General features: G+C 39.5%; 11 protein-coding genes. 8 read left to right on the top strand and 3 right to left on the bottom strand.

Features of this window, described 5'->3' with window-relative positions:
• Window positions 1-172: 172 nt before the first annotated feature.
• The 5 genes from xylF (at window position 173) to NSU02_RS13140 (ending at window position 7,064) form a co-directional block, all read left to right on the top strand.
• Window positions 173-1,261: a D-xylose ABC transporter substrate-binding protein gene (gene xylF / locus NSU02_RS13160; RefSeq protein WP_063388155.1), complete on the top strand. Its 1,089-nt coding sequence runs from the start codon at window positions 173-175 to the stop codon at window positions 1,259-1,261.
• A gap of 91 nt (window positions 1,262-1,352) precedes the next feature.
• Window positions 1,353-2,852: a xylose ABC transporter ATP-binding protein gene (locus NSU02_RS13155; RefSeq protein ID WP_066247700.1), complete on the top strand. Its 1,500-nt coding sequence runs from the start codon at window positions 1,353-1,355 to the stop codon at window positions 2,850-2,852.
• The gene (locus tag NSU02_RS13150; RefSeq protein WP_130157784.1) at window positions 2,853-4,034 is read left to right on the top strand and encodes a sugar ABC transporter permease; all 1,182 of its coding nucleotides are present in this window, start codon (window positions 2,853-2,855) and stop codon (window positions 4,032-4,034) included.
• A gap of 820 nt (window positions 4,035-4,854) precedes the next feature.
• Window positions 4,855-5,127 carry an acylphosphatase gene (locus tag NSU02_RS13145; protein ID WP_094246179.1) on the top strand — a complete coding sequence of 91 codons (273 nt, stop codon included), beginning with the start codon at window positions 4,855-4,857 and terminating at the stop codon, window positions 5,125-5,127.
• A 155-nt stretch (window positions 5,128-5,282) separates the two neighbouring features.
• A complete protein-coding gene (locus NSU02_RS13140; RefSeq protein WP_339193022.1) occupies window positions 5,283-7,064 on the top strand; it encodes an IS1182 family transposase in 1,782 nt (593 codons plus the stop codon).
• A gap of 14 nt (window positions 7,065-7,078) precedes the next feature.
• On the opposite strand, the gene zwf is transcribed toward NSU02_RS13140, so the two are convergent.
• Complete coding sequence (gene zwf / locus NSU02_RS13135; protein ID WP_339193021.1) at window positions 7,079-8,554, bottom strand: glucose-6-phosphate dehydrogenase; 1,476 nt, start codon at window positions 8,552-8,554, stop codon at window positions 7,079-7,081.
• Between the two features lie 177 nt (window positions 8,555-8,731).
• On the opposite strand from zwf, the gene rnz reads away from it, so the two are divergent.
• On the top strand, window positions 8,732-9,661 hold the full coding sequence (gene rnz, locus NSU02_RS13130; protein ID WP_130157788.1) for a ribonuclease Z: 930 nt from the start codon (window positions 8,732-8,734) through the stop codon (window positions 9,659-9,661).
• 904 nt (window positions 9,662-10,565) lie between these two features.
• Here the strand turns inward: rnz and namA are convergent.
• Both namA and proC read right to left on the bottom strand, forming a co-directional pair.
• Window positions 10,566-11,591, bottom strand: coding sequence for an NADPH dehydrogenase NamA (gene namA / locus NSU02_RS13125; protein ID WP_130157790.1), 1,026 nt, complete (start codon window positions 11,589-11,591; stop codon window positions 10,566-10,568).
• Between the two features lie 129 nt (window positions 11,592-11,720).
• A complete protein-coding gene (gene proC / locus NSU02_RS13120) occupies window positions 11,721-12,557 on the bottom strand; it encodes a pyrroline-5-carboxylate reductase (protein ID WP_094246174.1) in 837 nt (278 codons plus the stop codon).
• 325 nt (window positions 12,558-12,882) lie between these two features.
• On the opposite strand from proC, the gene NSU02_RS13115 reads away from it, so the two are divergent.
• Both NSU02_RS13115 and NSU02_RS13110 read left to right on the top strand, forming a co-directional pair.
• Window positions 12,883-13,851, top strand: a complete 969-nt coding sequence (locus NSU02_RS13115) for an MBL fold metallo-hydrolase (protein ID WP_339193020.1) — start codon at window positions 12,883-12,885, stop codon at window positions 13,849-13,851.
• The gene (locus NSU02_RS13110; RefSeq protein ID WP_094246172.1) at window positions 13,852-14,646 is read left to right on the top strand and encodes an SDR family oxidoreductase; all 795 of its coding nucleotides are present in this window, start codon (window positions 13,852-13,854) and stop codon (window positions 14,644-14,646) included.
• The last annotated feature ends 191 nt before the right edge of the window (window positions 14,647-14,837 follow it).

Here is a 14,837-nt window from a genome sequence, read left to right as displayed (position 1 = left end):
GCACTTTTTTGACAAATATTAAAAGAGTCCTATTTTGGTAGTCAGTAAAATTTTTACAGGTGAAAAATGTCCCTTTATAAGTCGAAAAAGTGAAGGAAATAAGAAAGAAATCGTTTTCATATGCGTGATAGGCTTAAAAATGAAAGCGTAAACATTACGAGGGGGGTTTCAAATGAAGAAATGGTGGAAAACTTTATCGATGGCAGCTGCATCACTTGTTTTAGCTTCTGCTTTAACAGGATGCGGCGTTGTTTCATCGGGAGGCGAGGACAAAAGCAGTCAAGCAAAAGAAGATGGCGACAAAATTGTGGTTGGTTTCTCAATGGATACGTTAAAGGAGGAGCGCTGGCAGCGCGATAAAGACCTGTTTGAAGCAAAGGTAAAAGAATTAGGAGCAGAAGTAAAAACGCTTGCGGCTAATGGCGATGATGCCGCTCAATTGAATCAAGCAGAACAATTAATTTCCGAAGGGGTAGATGTGTTAGTTGTTGTACCACATAATGCAGAAGCTACAGCAGCTATTGTTGACAAAGCGCATAAAGAAGGAATTAAGGTTATTTCGTATGACCGCCTGATTAAAAATGCAGATGTAGACTACTATGTATCTTTTGACAATGTTCGAGTTGGGGAAATGCAGGCGAAAGAGATTGTTAAGCAAGCACCGACTGGAAACTATGTATACATCGGTGGTGCCGATACAGATAATAATGCTCACCTATTCCGTGAAGGAGCTATGAATGTGTTAAAACCGCTTGAAGAAAAAGGGGATATTAAGATTGTTTATGATCAGTTCTCAAAGGACTGGAAGCCTGAAGAAGCATTGAAAAATATGGAAAACGCTTTAACAGCAAATAAAAATAATATTCAAGCAGTTATAGCAGCAAATGATGGCACAGCTGGCGGCGCCATTCAAGCATTAGCGGCTCAAGGACTGGCAGGGAAAATCCCTGTGTCTGGTCAAGATGCAGAGCTGGCTGCGCTGCAACGCATCGTGGAAGGAACGCAAACAATGACGGTTTATAAACCAATTCATGCTATTGCCACGAAAGCGGCTGAAATAGCTGTAGCTGTTGCAAAAGGAGAAAAAATCGAAACAGATCAAAAAATACCGAACGGTAAAATCGATGTTCCATCTGTCCTTCTCGATCCTATTGCTGTAACGAAAGAAAATGTTCTAGATACTGTCATTAAAGATGGATTTCACAAATTAGAAGATGTCTATCAAAATGTTCCAAAAGATCAATGGCCAAAACAGAATTAAATGTTATAAAGGCTGACTCTTACAAAAGAGTCAGACCTTTCTCATTCTATCATGCTGCGAATGGGAGGGAAGATGGTTGTATTCGTTAGAGATGGATCAAATAACAAAAGAGTTTCCCGGAGTGAAAGCATTAGACCGTGTAACATTTAAAGTGAAAAAAGGTGAAATTCATGCGCTCTGTGGTGAAAATGGAGCGGGTAAATCGACGTTAATGAAAGTATTAAGTGGATTATATCCAACTGGAACATATTCAGGAGAGATTCGTATAAACGGAACCCCTGTACATTTCCGCAATATTAAAGATGCAGAAAAGGCAGGGATTGCAATTATTCACCAAGAACTTGCACTCGTTAAAGATTTGACAGTTGGAGAGAACATTTTTCTAGGAGCAGAACCGAAAAAATATGGCGTCATCCAATGGGATCAATTGTTTTATGAGTCATCCGAATGGTTAAATGCAGTAGGTTTAAATGTGGCCCCTCAAACGAAAATCTATTCACTTGGCATCGGGCAGCAACAACTTGTGGAAATTGCCAAAGCTTTGTCTAAAAATACGAAGATATTGATTTTAGATGAACCGACAGCTGCCTTAACAGAGAGTGAAGTCGAAATATTAATGGGAATTTTAGAGGAATTAAGAAAAAAAGGGGTAACATGTATTTACATTTCTCACAAAATGCCTGAAGTTTTTCGTTTAGCTGATTCCATAACCGTCTTACGTGATGGAAAATCCATTGCAACTCTATCCAAAGATGAAACAAGTGAGGATGAAATTATTTCTTTAATGGTCGGCAGAGAATTAACGGAACGATATCCGCAAGCTAAACGAACTCCAAAAGAAACGATTCTTGAAGTGAAAAACTATTCTGTCTGGCATCCAGACATGCCAAAAATGAAGGTAAATGATAATATTTCCTTTTCACTTAGAAAAGGAGAAATCCTTGGAATAGCTGGATTAATGGGGTCTGGTAGATCAGAGCTTGCCACAAGTCTTTTTGGAGCATATGAGGGAAAACGGGAAGGCGAGGTATGGATAGAAGGTAAAAAGGTTCACATTCGCAACGTTCAAGATGCTATTAATGAAGGGATAGCATTAGTGACAGAGGATCGAAAACGCTTTGGTCTTGTTTTAAGTATGGATGTGAAAACAAATACCACTCTTGCCAGTTTGAAAAAAATTAGCAAATGGGGCGTTATGAACCATAATGAAGAAATGAAATCAAGCCAACAGTTTGTCCAGAAGTTAAAAACTAAAACGGCATCTCTTGAAACGAAAGTTGGAGCATTATCGGGAGGGAATCAGCAAAAAGTCGTTATTGCCAAATGGTTGATGTCTAAGCCGAAAATTTTAATTTTAGATGAACCTACACGGGGAATTGATGTAGGGGCAAAATATGAGATTTATCAATTAATGAATCAGCTGGTTAATGAAGGAGTCGCAATCATTATGATCTCATCAGAGTTGCCTGAAATACTTGGTATGAGCGATCGAATTCTGGTCATGAACGAAGGCAGATTTGTGAAAGAGCTGACGAAAGAAGAAGCCACACAAGAAAAAATTATGTCAGCAGCAACGGGAGGAGGGAAATAAATGGAATTAAAAGTGACGGCTCAACAAAAGACAAATGTCAAAAAAAAGTCGTTGAAAGATATAATCGGAAAAATTGACGTACGGGCTTATACGATGATTGGTGCCATAGTTGCGATTTGGCTGTTCTTTGGAATTTTGAACGATACATTCTTAACAGCGCGTAACCTTTCAAATTTATTCACTCAAATGTCTGTTACTTCTATTTTAGCGATTGGAATGGTTCTCGTTATTGTTGCCGGACACATTGACTTATCTGTCGGATCCATTGTAGGTCTTACAGGAGGTATTGCTGCCATATTTAGTAACTGGATGGGAATGCCAACGATTGTTGTCATTGTTGTCACGTTAGTTGCTGGTGCAATTGTTGGCCTACTTCAGGGTTGGCTAGTTGCCTATCAGGCAATTCCTGCATTTATTGTCACTTTAGGCGGTATGATGGCATTTCGCGGCATCTTAATGGGAATAACGAAATCAACAACCATTCCTATTTTTGATGCGAATTTTATTGCCCTTGGAAGTGCCTATTTTACAAATATGTTTGGGATTGTGTTGGCCATACTAGCAGTAGTCATTTTGGTTATTTTAACAATAAGAAAACGAAAAACCCGCTTAAATTATGGATTTGAAGTAATGCCGCTTTCATTGGAAATCATGAAAATACTTTTTCTTAGCTCACTCATTGTTTTATTCGTCATCACGATGAACAGCTATAAAGGAATTCCGTTTCCCATTATATTTGTTATCGGTTTGGCCGTCATTTTTTCATTTATTGCGAATAACACAACATTTGGCCGTCATATTTATGCAATTGGCGGAAATTCAGAAGCTGCGCGTTTATCAGGAATTAATATTAAAAGTCGCACGATGCTGCTGTTTGTATTTAGCGGATTGTTATCAGCCGTTGCAGCAATTGTGTTAACAGCTCGTCTTTCTTCTGCTACCATTTCGGCTGGTCAGATGTATGAATTAGATGCTATCGCTGCATGTGTCATTGGCGGAACCTCTTTAATGGGCGGATCTGGAACGATTATTGGTGCGATTATAGGGGCCATGGTCATGACATCGCTCGATAATGGAATGTCCCTTATGGGGCTGGACACCTATTGGCAGTACATTGTGAAAGGAAGTATTCTTGTACTAGCAGTCTGGATAGATATTGCAAGCCGTAAAAAAAATAAGTAGTTAAAAATCTGCGGCAAAAGGGCTGAACTTTGGATATCATTCATAGTTTCAGCCCTATTTGTATTGGTAAAAAAATGTACCAGTATGCTGTAAAATTTCCATATAATTATGAAGACTATATCAAACTATGGAAAGCTTGGAATAAACCTCATTTCATTTCCTATCCTTGTGGTCATTTAGGCATCGTGTTTCAACGAAGGAAAATCACTAAGGACGGAATGTGATTTATTAAATGTAAAATCACATAAATAAAAAAGCCTATAGGTAACTCCAGAAACAATTAAGAAGTTCGATAACTAAACTTACCTCTTAAATAAGCCTAATTTTTTTTGCTGCTTTTTTCTTCCATTTTTTAAAATGTTGTTGACATGGTTTTTGACCGTTCGGATGGAAATGAACATTTCATCTGCAATTTCACGTATTATCTATGAACTCTAATATTTTTCATTCGGTTGGCGTTAGTTGTGATTGGATTTTTTCCATCTTATATTGATTTTCTATCTTTTTAACTTGCAAAATTCTTTGGTCAAGTCCAAATTATTGTGTAAATTCCCCCCTATGAACTTTACTTTCTATAATTTGGATGGGGATGTTTAATAAGTCGTTTTTCGGCTTATAGACGCTCTTTTAATGTTTTAGAAATGTTGATAGATTGATATTTTTCAATGAGGATTTGACTTTTTAGACAGCCTCTATTGGATATATTTTTTAACTATCACTTTTTTGATTAATTCTTTCACAAACCGTTTCGTTTATATCTAAATTCGGTAAAAAATAAATTAAGATAGAAATGAAGAATATTTATGAAAGGAGTGAAAAAATGAAGCAATACCATATCATTGTTTCAGGACGTGTGCAAGGAGTGGGGTTTCGATATTTTACGCAATCAAAAGCGGTCGAGCACCAAATTTCCGGTTGGGTTCGAAACAAGATGGACGGAACGGTTGAAATCGTTGCAGAAGGAGAGGAGCAAAATTTACAGAACTTTCTTGCCTCTATTCAAAAAGGTAGTCCTTTTTCAAAAGTTGAAAATATACAATTAACGGAACATGATGAAGTGGAAGGCTTTCAAAAGTTTGATATTCGTTATTAATCATTAAAGCATCAATATGATAAGGGGCTGTCCGAAAAGTCGATTGAATCGACCTTGGGCTCAGCCCTTTTTTCTGTTTTTAGGGTACAAAAAAATCGTCCTTTTTTATAGAATGAAATTGACCAAAAAACATTCTACAGAAAGGACGATTTCTTATGAATAATCAAATGACTATTCAAGAAAATTATAACACGCAATTAGAAATGACTCTAGAGGGTATTCAAAAAATAGAGGTTCAAAAGAATAAGAAACGCAAAAAACTAGTTTTCCAACCTTATTGCAATCGTCAAGTCATGAGCATTTTAGATATCGAAATGTATATTCCTGAAAATCATGTCGCCCGTTTAGTGGATGAAATGGTGGAATCGATTCCGGATGAAGTGTTGTATACTCATTATGTTGGTGGGGGTCGTGCACCCTATCACCCTAAAATGTTATTGAAAGTGATTTTATATGCGTACACTCAAAATGTTTATTCAAGTCGGAAAATAGCGCAAATGGTGAAAGAAAATCTTCCGATGATGTGGTTGGCGGGATTGCAAACCCCTGACCATCGCACAATAAATGATTTTCGTAGTGTTCGTATGTCAAACATGATGGATTCTGTATTTGAACAATTTGTCCTTCAACTAGTAGAACAAGGACTTATCGACCTCGACCATATTTTTGTGGATGGTACGAAAATAGAAGCGAATGCCAACAAATATACGTTTGTATGGCGAAAATCCGTAGAAAAATATGATCAGAAACTACGAGCCAAAATTCAATCGTTTCTACAAGAAGCGCACCAAATCGCCTTGGAGGAATTAAAAGAAGAACAATTAGAAGAAGAATTAGAAAAATCATCGGCACAACTTTCTGAGAGAATAGAAGCTTTGGAAAAAGATTATAAACAGGAAGAAGACAAAGAAAGAAAAAAAGAACTTCGCTCTAAAAAATCCCAACTCACCAAACAACTGAAAACGATTCAAACGGATTATCTTCCACGATTACGAAAATACAAAGTACAAAAACAGATTCTAGGTGAACGAAATAGCTACTCGAAAACCGACCATGAGGCCACTTTTATGCGAATGAAAGAGGACCATATGAAAAACGGCCAACTCAAGGCGGGTTATAATGTTCAACTCGCCACACAACATCAATTTATCGTGGGATTTGAAATTTATCAAAATCCAGGAGATACTCGCTGTTTCCAACCATTTATGGAAAAGTTATTGGAATCGATGCCGAAGGAAAAGAAACTCAAGTATGTCATTGCCGATGCAGGATATGCGAGTGAAGAAAACTATTTATATGCGATTGGCGAAGAAAAAGAACCTCGTTTTGAATTATTAGCCCCATACCAAACCTATTTGAAGGAACAAAGTAAAAAGTTTAAAAAGGATTTATCAAAAGTACAAAACTGGAAATACATCGAAGAAGACGATTGCTTTATCTGTCCGAACAATCGGAAAGTCGTATTCAAGTATTATCAAAAAAGAAAAAATGCATCTGGATACATACAAGATTTGAAAGTGTACGAGTGTGAAGATTGTACGGATTGCCCGTTGAAGAATGGGTGTACGAAAGCCAAAGGAAATCGTCGAGTATATTGGAACACGATTTATGAAGAAATGAAAGCGAAAGCCAAAGCAGCTCTTGGTGACGAACAAAAGGCAGCTCTTTATGCGAAGCGTAAAGTGGATGTCGAAAGTGTGTTCGGTAACATCAAGGGCAATTTGCGTTTCACTCGATTTCTGTTACGGGGGCTTCATAAAGTCCGAACAGAATTCGGGATTGTGGCAATGGCCCACAACATACTGAAATGGGCCGCAAATTCCCAAACCAATTTCAAAAATAAGGAAACAGAGCGAATGGAAAAACTCATTGTTTTCTCCATTCGCTCTGTTTTTATGGACTTTTTAGACAAGCCCTTAATAAGGCAACACTTTTAAATTGAAAAATGTCATTAGATCGGCCACCAATGGAAGCCGTCTTTGGCAAGAAGTTCATCCGCTTCTTTAGGACCCATCGAGCCTGCCTCATAGTTAGGGAAGGCCGCTTTTTTACGGGACCATGCATTTGAAATCGGATCAACATATGCCCATGATAAGGCGACTTCATCCCAGTGGGTAAAATTCGTGGCATCGCCTTGCATGCAATCATATAGCAATCTTTCATATGCCTCCGGAGTGTTCATGCCGTCGATGCCGTTATTGTTGTAAGAAAGCTTAATTGGTGTAGCCTCTGAGCTTACTCCCGCTTTTTTGGCATTGAGATGAAGCGTAATCCCTTCATCAGGCTGGATATGGATGACAAGCAAGTTTGGAACGCGGTCGCTTTCCTTTTTAAAGTAAAGGTTCATTGGAATATCTTTAAATTCGACAACAATTTTTGTTGATTTTTCTTTCATCCGCTTTCCTGTGCGAATGTAAAAAGGAACGCCTGCCCAACGGTAATTGTCAATCAAAATCTTTCCGGCCACAAATGTTTCTGTATTGGAATCGGGATCTACATTTGCTTCTTCTCGGTAGCCGATAACCTCTTTTCCATTAATTATTCCCTTTGTATATTGGCCTCTTACAAAATAGCTATCGACTTCATTTTCCTGAATTGGCCGTAAAGCACGAAGCACTTTAATTTTTTCGGAACGAATTTCGTCAGTCGTTAATTTAATTGGCGGTTCCATCGCAAGCAAGGCCACCATCTGCAGCATATGGTTTTGCACCATATCTCTGAGCGCACCGGATGTTTCATAATAGTTGCCCCGGTCTTCCACGCCGAGTGATTCGCTTGAAGTAATTTGAATATTGGAAATAAAACGGTTATTCCATAAATGTTCAAAAAGCGCATTGGCAAATCGAATGACTTCAATATTTTGCACCATTTCTTTTCCTAAATAGTGGTCGATTCGGTAAATTTGCTCTTCATCGAATGCGGTGCGGATTTCATCGTTTAATTTTTGGGCGGAAGCTAGGTCATGGCCGAACGGCTTTTCAATGACAAGTCTTGTCCATCCGTTTGTATCTTTTAAACCGTGCTCTTTTAAATTGTTAGCGATGATTCCGAAAAATTCAGGCGCCATCGCCAAGTAAAAGACTCGGTTCCCTTCCGTTTGATATTTTTCATCCAAGTCGGAAAGTAAGCTTTTTAAGCTGTGATACGAAGACTGGTTCGATACATCAAACGGATGATAATAAAAATGCGAAGTAAAGGATGTTAGATCGCTGTTGACGGAAACTGCATTTTCAACGGAATCTTTAACATTTTCTCTGAACGTTTCGTTCGTCCATGGTCTTCTTGCCACGCCAACGACCGCGAATTCTTCGCTGATCTTACCGCTTTGATATAAACGGTAAATGGATGGGAATAATTTCCGTTTTGCTAAATCTCCTGTTGCTCCGAATATAATGATGATTGCTTTTGGTAACTGGATTGTATTCACTGAACGTACCTCACTTTATCGTTTTGCTATAAATTTTGCTAAAAATATGTACCCGTTCAAATATTTAATTTTAAAGGTAAACGTACTGTAACGCAAATAATATTTGCTGATTTTTCTGCTAAATATTGAATGAATGTATTATAATAACAGATAAAAAGACATTTGGAGGAGCGAACGTTGAATCTTTATTTTTTAGGAACAGGTGCTGGTCTGCCGGCCAAACATCGAAATGTGTCTTCCATTGCGCTTGAATTGCTTGAAGAACGCGGTTCTATTTGGCTGTTTGATTGCGGCGAGGCGACACAGCACCGGATTTTATATACGAACATCAAACCGGCAAAAATTGAAAAAATTTTTATTACGCATTTGCATGGTGATCATATATACGGACTTCCCGGTTTGTTAGGAACAAGATCCTTTCATGGCGCCGAGAGCCCGCTCGTAATTTACGGTCCTCCCGGCATTAAAGAATTTGTGGAACAAACTTTGAAGTTAAGCTTTACTCATCTTAAATATCCGCTTATTACAAAAGAAATATTTGACGATGAAACCGTTTTTGAGGATGATCAATTCATCGTTAAGGTAAAGAAATTGGAGCACGGCATCCCTTCATTCGGTTATCGGATTATAGAGAAGGATCTGCCCGGAACACTTTTAGCGGATCGATTAAAAGAAATTGGAGTAAAACCTGGACCTATATACAAAAAATTAAAAAATGGCGAAACAGTCCAACTTGCTGATGGAAGAGTTTTGAATGGAAAAGATTTTTTAGGTCCTGTCAAAAAAGGACGGATTGTTTCGATTTTGGGTGATACAAGATATTGCAAGCAAAGCGTCGAATTATCAAAGGATGCGGATGTTTTAGTGCATGAGGCGACATTTGCAAAGGATGAAGAGCTTTTGGCCTACAATTATTTTCATTCGACAACAGTTCAAGCAGCGCAAATTGCTTTAGAGGCAAACGCAAAAACGTTATGGCTGACGCATATTAGCTCGCGATATCAAGGCGAAGAGGATTGTCAAATGCTTCTTGCTGAAGCAAGGGCTGTATTTCCAGAAGCAAGCCTTGCCCATGATTTTTTATGTGTCCCAATTCCTAAAAAGTAGAAAATGGTATGGGGATGCCAAAAATGAAACTTTCGCCGCCTTTTTTACATAGAATAAAAGAATCGTCTACAGGCATATTTAGTCCTATAATCGGGCAAAAAAATCGTCGACATGATTCTTGCAGAATCTCTGAACTTTCAAAATTTTTTCGGTTGCGGCAATGAAAGAATTATATGTTGATTCAACACTCACAGTATGCTTTGGAAAATGCAATATGCAAACAAAAGCTGCCTCAAAAGGCTTTTTTGAGACAGCTTCTTCTTGTGCGCCCGGCATGGGTGTAATCTATAGGGTGAAAGTCCCGAGCTGCGAAGGCAGAAGTAGCAGTTAGCTTAACGCAAGGGTGTCCGTGGTGACGCGGAATCTGAAGGAAGCGAGCGGCAAACTTTGGGTCTCTCGGAACACGAACTTCATATGAGGCTAGGTATCACTGGGTGAGTTTGCAAGACAAAACAAAGCCCTTTCTGCCGAAGGTGATACAGAGTAAATGAAGCAGATGGATGGAAGGAAAGATTACACTCTTACCCGGGGAGGTCTGGCTGGCACGCCAAGTAACCTTGGTAACCTATCTAGTGATAGATAGCTGAACCGTCAGAAGTCAGCAGAGGTCATAGTATTAGTTGGTCTAGAACAACTAAGAAGGACCGAACAATTAAGAGAGAATAGCCCTTGGCATTCAGTGAGTCATGATGAACACAGAAAACGTAGTACCTCACTTGAGGGAGGAAGCGGTGAATCCCGTGGGAGATCTCTTGGAGGGTGGAGTGACCACTGGCATAAAGAGAACAGCTATTCACGGAAGTTATAAAGACTTGCGTCAATTATCTTAATTGAACCGCCGTATACGGAACCGTACGTACGGTGGTGTGAGAGGACGGGAGTTAATCGCTCCCTCCTACTCGATTTATACGCGCCATCCGCGTTCATATTGTGTCGGCGATTCAATTTTTGCGTTTAGTTCATTAGCTGCATGGTAAGGCCAATATGGATTTCTCAATAATTCGCGGGCGACAAAAATAAGATCCGCCCGGTTGTTTTTTAAAATCTCTTCCGCCTGCAAAGGTGAAGTAATTAAGCCGACTGCCCCTGTTTTGATGTTTGCTTCCTGTCTGATTTTTTCGCTAAATGGCACTTGGTACCCGGGATAAACATCTATATTTGCCGGGACAAGCCCTCCTGAGCTGACATCAATCAAATCGACACCATCCTCTTTCAGCCATTTAGCAATTTGTACGTAATCATTTATCGTCGATCCGCCTTCAACATAGTCACTGGCGGAAACACGAACAAACAACGGGCCTTCCCACACTTTCCTTACGGCTTGGATAACCTCTTTTAAAAACCGGTAGCGGTTCTCTAAGCTTCCTCCGTACTCATCATTGCGCTTGTTTGATAGCGGAGATAAAAATTCGTTAATGAGATAACCGTGGGCAGCATGGATTTCGATGATATCAAAGCCTGCGTCCTTAGCTCGTTTTGCTCCTAATTGAAATTTTTCAACCGTTTCTTTTATTTGTTCTTTTGTCAGTTCTTTCGGTGTACGGCTGTTTTGATCAAAAGGAATTGAAGATGGGGCGAATATGTCTCCGCTCACATTTGACTTTCTTCCTGCATGAGCAAGCTGGATACCTGTTTTCGCTCCGTATGATTTGATTTGCTGCACAAGTTCAGCCAATTTTATAATATGGTCATCTTCCCATATACCGAGGTCCAATTCAGAAATTCTGCCTTCCGGCGTAACAGCTGTTGCTTCAAGAATGATGAGGCCCACCTGTCCCACCGCTCTTGAAATGTAATGTGTGAAATGAAAATCTTCAAGAAATCCTTTTTTATTTGCGGCTGAGTACATGCACATCGGCGACATGACAATTCGATTTTTCAATGTGACATCTTTAATCGTAAATGGAGAAAATAATAATCGGTCTTTCATCTTTTATTCGCCTCCCTAAATATTTCCTTTGAAATTTTAGCAATTATGATTATTTTTGTCATATGATCTGCTTGGTAAATATAAAAAAGGGGTTCAGTATTGCTCGCTGAACCCGAATCCGATTTCAGATTATTGTTCGTTCACCAGTTTTTCCTCCAAAGCGCTGTTTAATTCTTTTGACCGTTCGACTGCCCGTTTCACACAGCTTATAATAGCTTCATCTACGTGATGATCGTTTAAGACGCTTAAGCCGGCTTCAGTTGTGCCGCCTGGGCTCATTATTTCTTTTCTTAGAGTAGACGGCTCTTTGTCAGACGTTTTTAACATTAATGCTGCCCCATAAAGTGTTTGAACAATGAGGGAGCGCGCCATGGACTTTTCTAACCCGATTTCTTCTGCTGCTTTTTCCATTGCTTCTACTATGTAATAAATATAGGCTGGTCCGCTTCCTGCCAGTCCTGTGACGGCATCGAGCTTGTCTTCTTCAACAATTTCAACTGTTCCGATCAATTGAAACAGTTCAACAGCTGCTGACAGGTCACCATCCGTTGCATATTGTCCTTGTGCCAAGGCGGTTGCTGATTGTCTGATGGTAGCGGACGTATTCGGCATTGCTCGAATGACGGGAATACGTTTGTTGAATAATGTTTCAATTGCTTTCGTTGAAACGCCTGCGAGCATGGAAATAACAAGATGGTTTTCTGTTGCGTATTCGCGGACTGTTTTTACTGCCTCGTCAACGTCCTTCGGCTTCATCGCGAAAAAAATCGTTTTTGTGTTGTCAAACAAATGCTTTTTATCTTTTGTCATCGTGACGCCGTATGTTTTTTGCAGCTCCTCGAGCCGCTTTTCATTGGAACGGTTTGTCACAACGATCTCTTCTCTCCGGCACTTGTTCCCGTTGATCAATCCGGATATAATAGCTTCCGCCATAGATCCGGCTCCGATAAATCCAAACTTGTACATAAAAAGAGACTCCTTCCTGATTGTTTTATATGTTTCTTTTGAACTTCTTCCCTATAAACTTAGTTTAAAAGAGAAGAGATTCAGTTGGAAAGGTAGCGAGAAAACGTTTTACTATTCATCTGTTAAGCAACAGAAGCGCATGCTTTGGATAGGCTTGTATGATGAAATGTTTCCCTGCCTTAAATTCTAAAAGCGTTGTAGAATTAATTTTTTATCAGTTCCTACGGCTTGTCAAGTATACTTATGAATTATTTGAATAAAATGACAAATTGATTTATCATGTGTAAAATAAGTTATATTAAAAAATTAAAGGCGGTTTGCAAAAATGTTCAGCAAAGATGCAATTTATAAAATAACGATCCCTATACCTTATCCGATTAAAGATGTGAACGTGTATGTTGTAAAAGGGGACGCATTGACATTAGTGGATGCAGGGATGAAAACGGAGGAAGCGTGGAGAGTTTTTGAACATAAGCTGAAGGAAATAGGGCTTGTGCCTGAGGATATTGAGCAAGTCATTCTTACCCACCATCATCCTGACCATATCGGTTTGCTCGATTTTTTTGATGGCGATCTTCGTGTTTTGGGCCATCGTTTGCTTGCTCCTTGGCTTTCTCATGATGTGCGTTTTTTTGATCGGCAAAAGGAATTTTTTTTAGAATTGTTGAAGCAGTTTGCCGTCCCAGAGTCGTTTAAGTCACACTTAGATCATCTTGATCTTTCCTTATATCCACGCAATCATCCGCTGACCTCCTCCATTCAAGAAGGAGATGAAATAGACGGGATGCCTGGGTTTACAGTCATTGAGACTCCTGGACATGCCCAAAGCCATATCGTTTTGTACAATGAGGAAGACTGCCGAATGATCGGCGGCGATCATTTGCTGAAAACCATTTCCTCCAATCCTGTTCTTGAAATGCCGTATGAAGGAAAAGAGCGTCCAAAACCTCAGCTGCAATATAATGAATCTTTGAAAAAGCTTTTGCATATTCCGATTTCTGTTGTCTTTCCGGGTCATAAAGATGAATTTTTCGATCCTCACCTGTTGATTCGGAACCGTTTAGACAAACAGCATGAACGCGCGCTCACCGTATTAAAGCATTTAGAAAAACAGGAAATGACGGTGTTTGCTCTTTGCAAGCTTCTTTTTCCGTCTGCTTATCAACAAGAGCTTTTATTTGCTATATCAGAAACTGTTGCTCAGCTTGATTATTTAGAACAATATGGAAAAATTAACAAAAGAATAGAAAATGGCGTTTTACTTTTTTCCGCGCAACGAAGAGGTGACAAATAAATGAATTCGCGGCTTAAAGATCGATTGGTAGTTATTACGGGGGCATCGAGCGGGATCGGGGAAAAAATCGCAAGGATCGTTGCAGAAAGCGGTGGACATTTAGTTTTGCTGGCTAGGAGGAAGGATCGTCTCAAGAAACTTTCGGATGAGCTTCAAGCCTCTCACTCTATTTCTTGTACATATTACGAACTGGATGTCAGTGACCTTGACGCAGTTTCCGAAGTATTTACGGACATCACAGAGAATTTTGACCGAGTGGATGTTTTAGTCAATAATGCTGGTTTTGGTATTTTTCGAAATGCAGAGGAAGCAACATTCGAAGAGATGCAGCAAATGTTTAAAGTAAATGTGTTCGGATTAATTGCTGCGACAAAGCTGGTTCTTCCGAAGATGCTGGCCCAACGGGAAGGGCATATTATTAATGTCGCCTCTCAGGCTGGCAAAATAGCTACTCCGAAATCAAGCATCTATTCTGCTACAAAACATGCTGTTTTAGGCTTTACGAACAGCTTGCGGATGGAAGTGGCGGACCGCGGGATTTTTGTAACATCTGTCAATCCGGGTCCAATTGAAACGGATTTTTTCAATCTTGCCGATACGTCAGGGGATTATGTGAAAAACGTCCAACGCTGGATGCTTAATCCGGAAGCTGTTGCACAAAAAATCGTGAGCGTGATGCTGACAAATAAACGGGAAATTAATATGCCTGTTTGGATGGAGCTTGGCGGGCTTGTTTATCGTCTTATGCCCTCCCTATTTGAAAAAGTTGCCGGAAATTTGTTTCGGCAAAAATGACCGGGAGCATGATGCAGGAAATGAACAGAAAGCTGAAGGCGGACTTTTCGCTAAAATCTCCGCTCTCACTTCTGAAAAGGCGCGTCAAGCGTCTTTTTATTTTGACAAAAAATTCAGCTCTTTCACCGATTTGTCTCCAACTTAAATCTTCTAAAAAACGCGGCTGTATTTTGAATAAGCTTTCCAAGCTT

Source organism: Aeribacillus sp. FSL W8-0870, assembly GCF_037963755.1.
GTDB lineage: Bacteria > Bacillota > Bacilli > Bacillales > Aeribacillaceae > Aeribacillus > Aeribacillus composti.
The sequence above is the reverse complement of the archived record's forward strand: the minus strand, read 5'-3'. Positions and strand labels throughout refer to the sequence as shown.

Excerpts from the sequence above, each read along its gene's own strand:
- xylF (WP_063388155.1), top strand. The coding sequence starts at position 173 with ATGAAGAAATGGTGGAAAACTTTATCGATGGCAGCTGCATCACTTGTT.
- NSU02_RS13155 (WP_066247700.1), top strand. The coding sequence starts at position 1,353 with ATGGATCAAATAACAAAAGAGTTTCCCGGAGTGAAAGCATTAGACCGT.
- NSU02_RS13150 (WP_130157784.1), top strand. The coding sequence starts at position 2,853 with ATGGAATTAAAAGTGACGGCTCAACAAAAGACAAATGTCAAAAAAAAG.
- NSU02_RS13145 (WP_094246179.1), top strand. The coding sequence starts at position 4,855 with ATGAAGCAATACCATATCATTGTTTCAGGACGTGTGCAAGGAGTGGGG.
- NSU02_RS13140 (WP_339193022.1), top strand. The coding sequence starts at position 5,283 with ATGAATAATCAAATGACTATTCAAGAAAATTATAACACGCAATTAGAA.
- namA (WP_130157790.1), bottom strand. The coding sequence starts at position 11,591 with ATGAAAGACCGATTATTATTTTCTCCATTTACGATTAAAGATGTCACA.
- proC (WP_094246174.1), bottom strand. The coding sequence starts at position 12,557 with ATGTACAAGTTTGGATTTATCGGAGCCGGATCTATGGCGGAAGCTATT.
- NSU02_RS13115 (WP_339193020.1), top strand. The coding sequence starts at position 12,883 with ATGTTCAGCAAAGATGCAATTTATAAAATAACGATCCCTATACCTTAT.
- NSU02_RS13110 (WP_094246172.1), top strand. The coding sequence starts at position 13,852 with ATGAATTCGCGGCTTAAAGATCGATTGGTAGTTATTACGGGGGCATCG.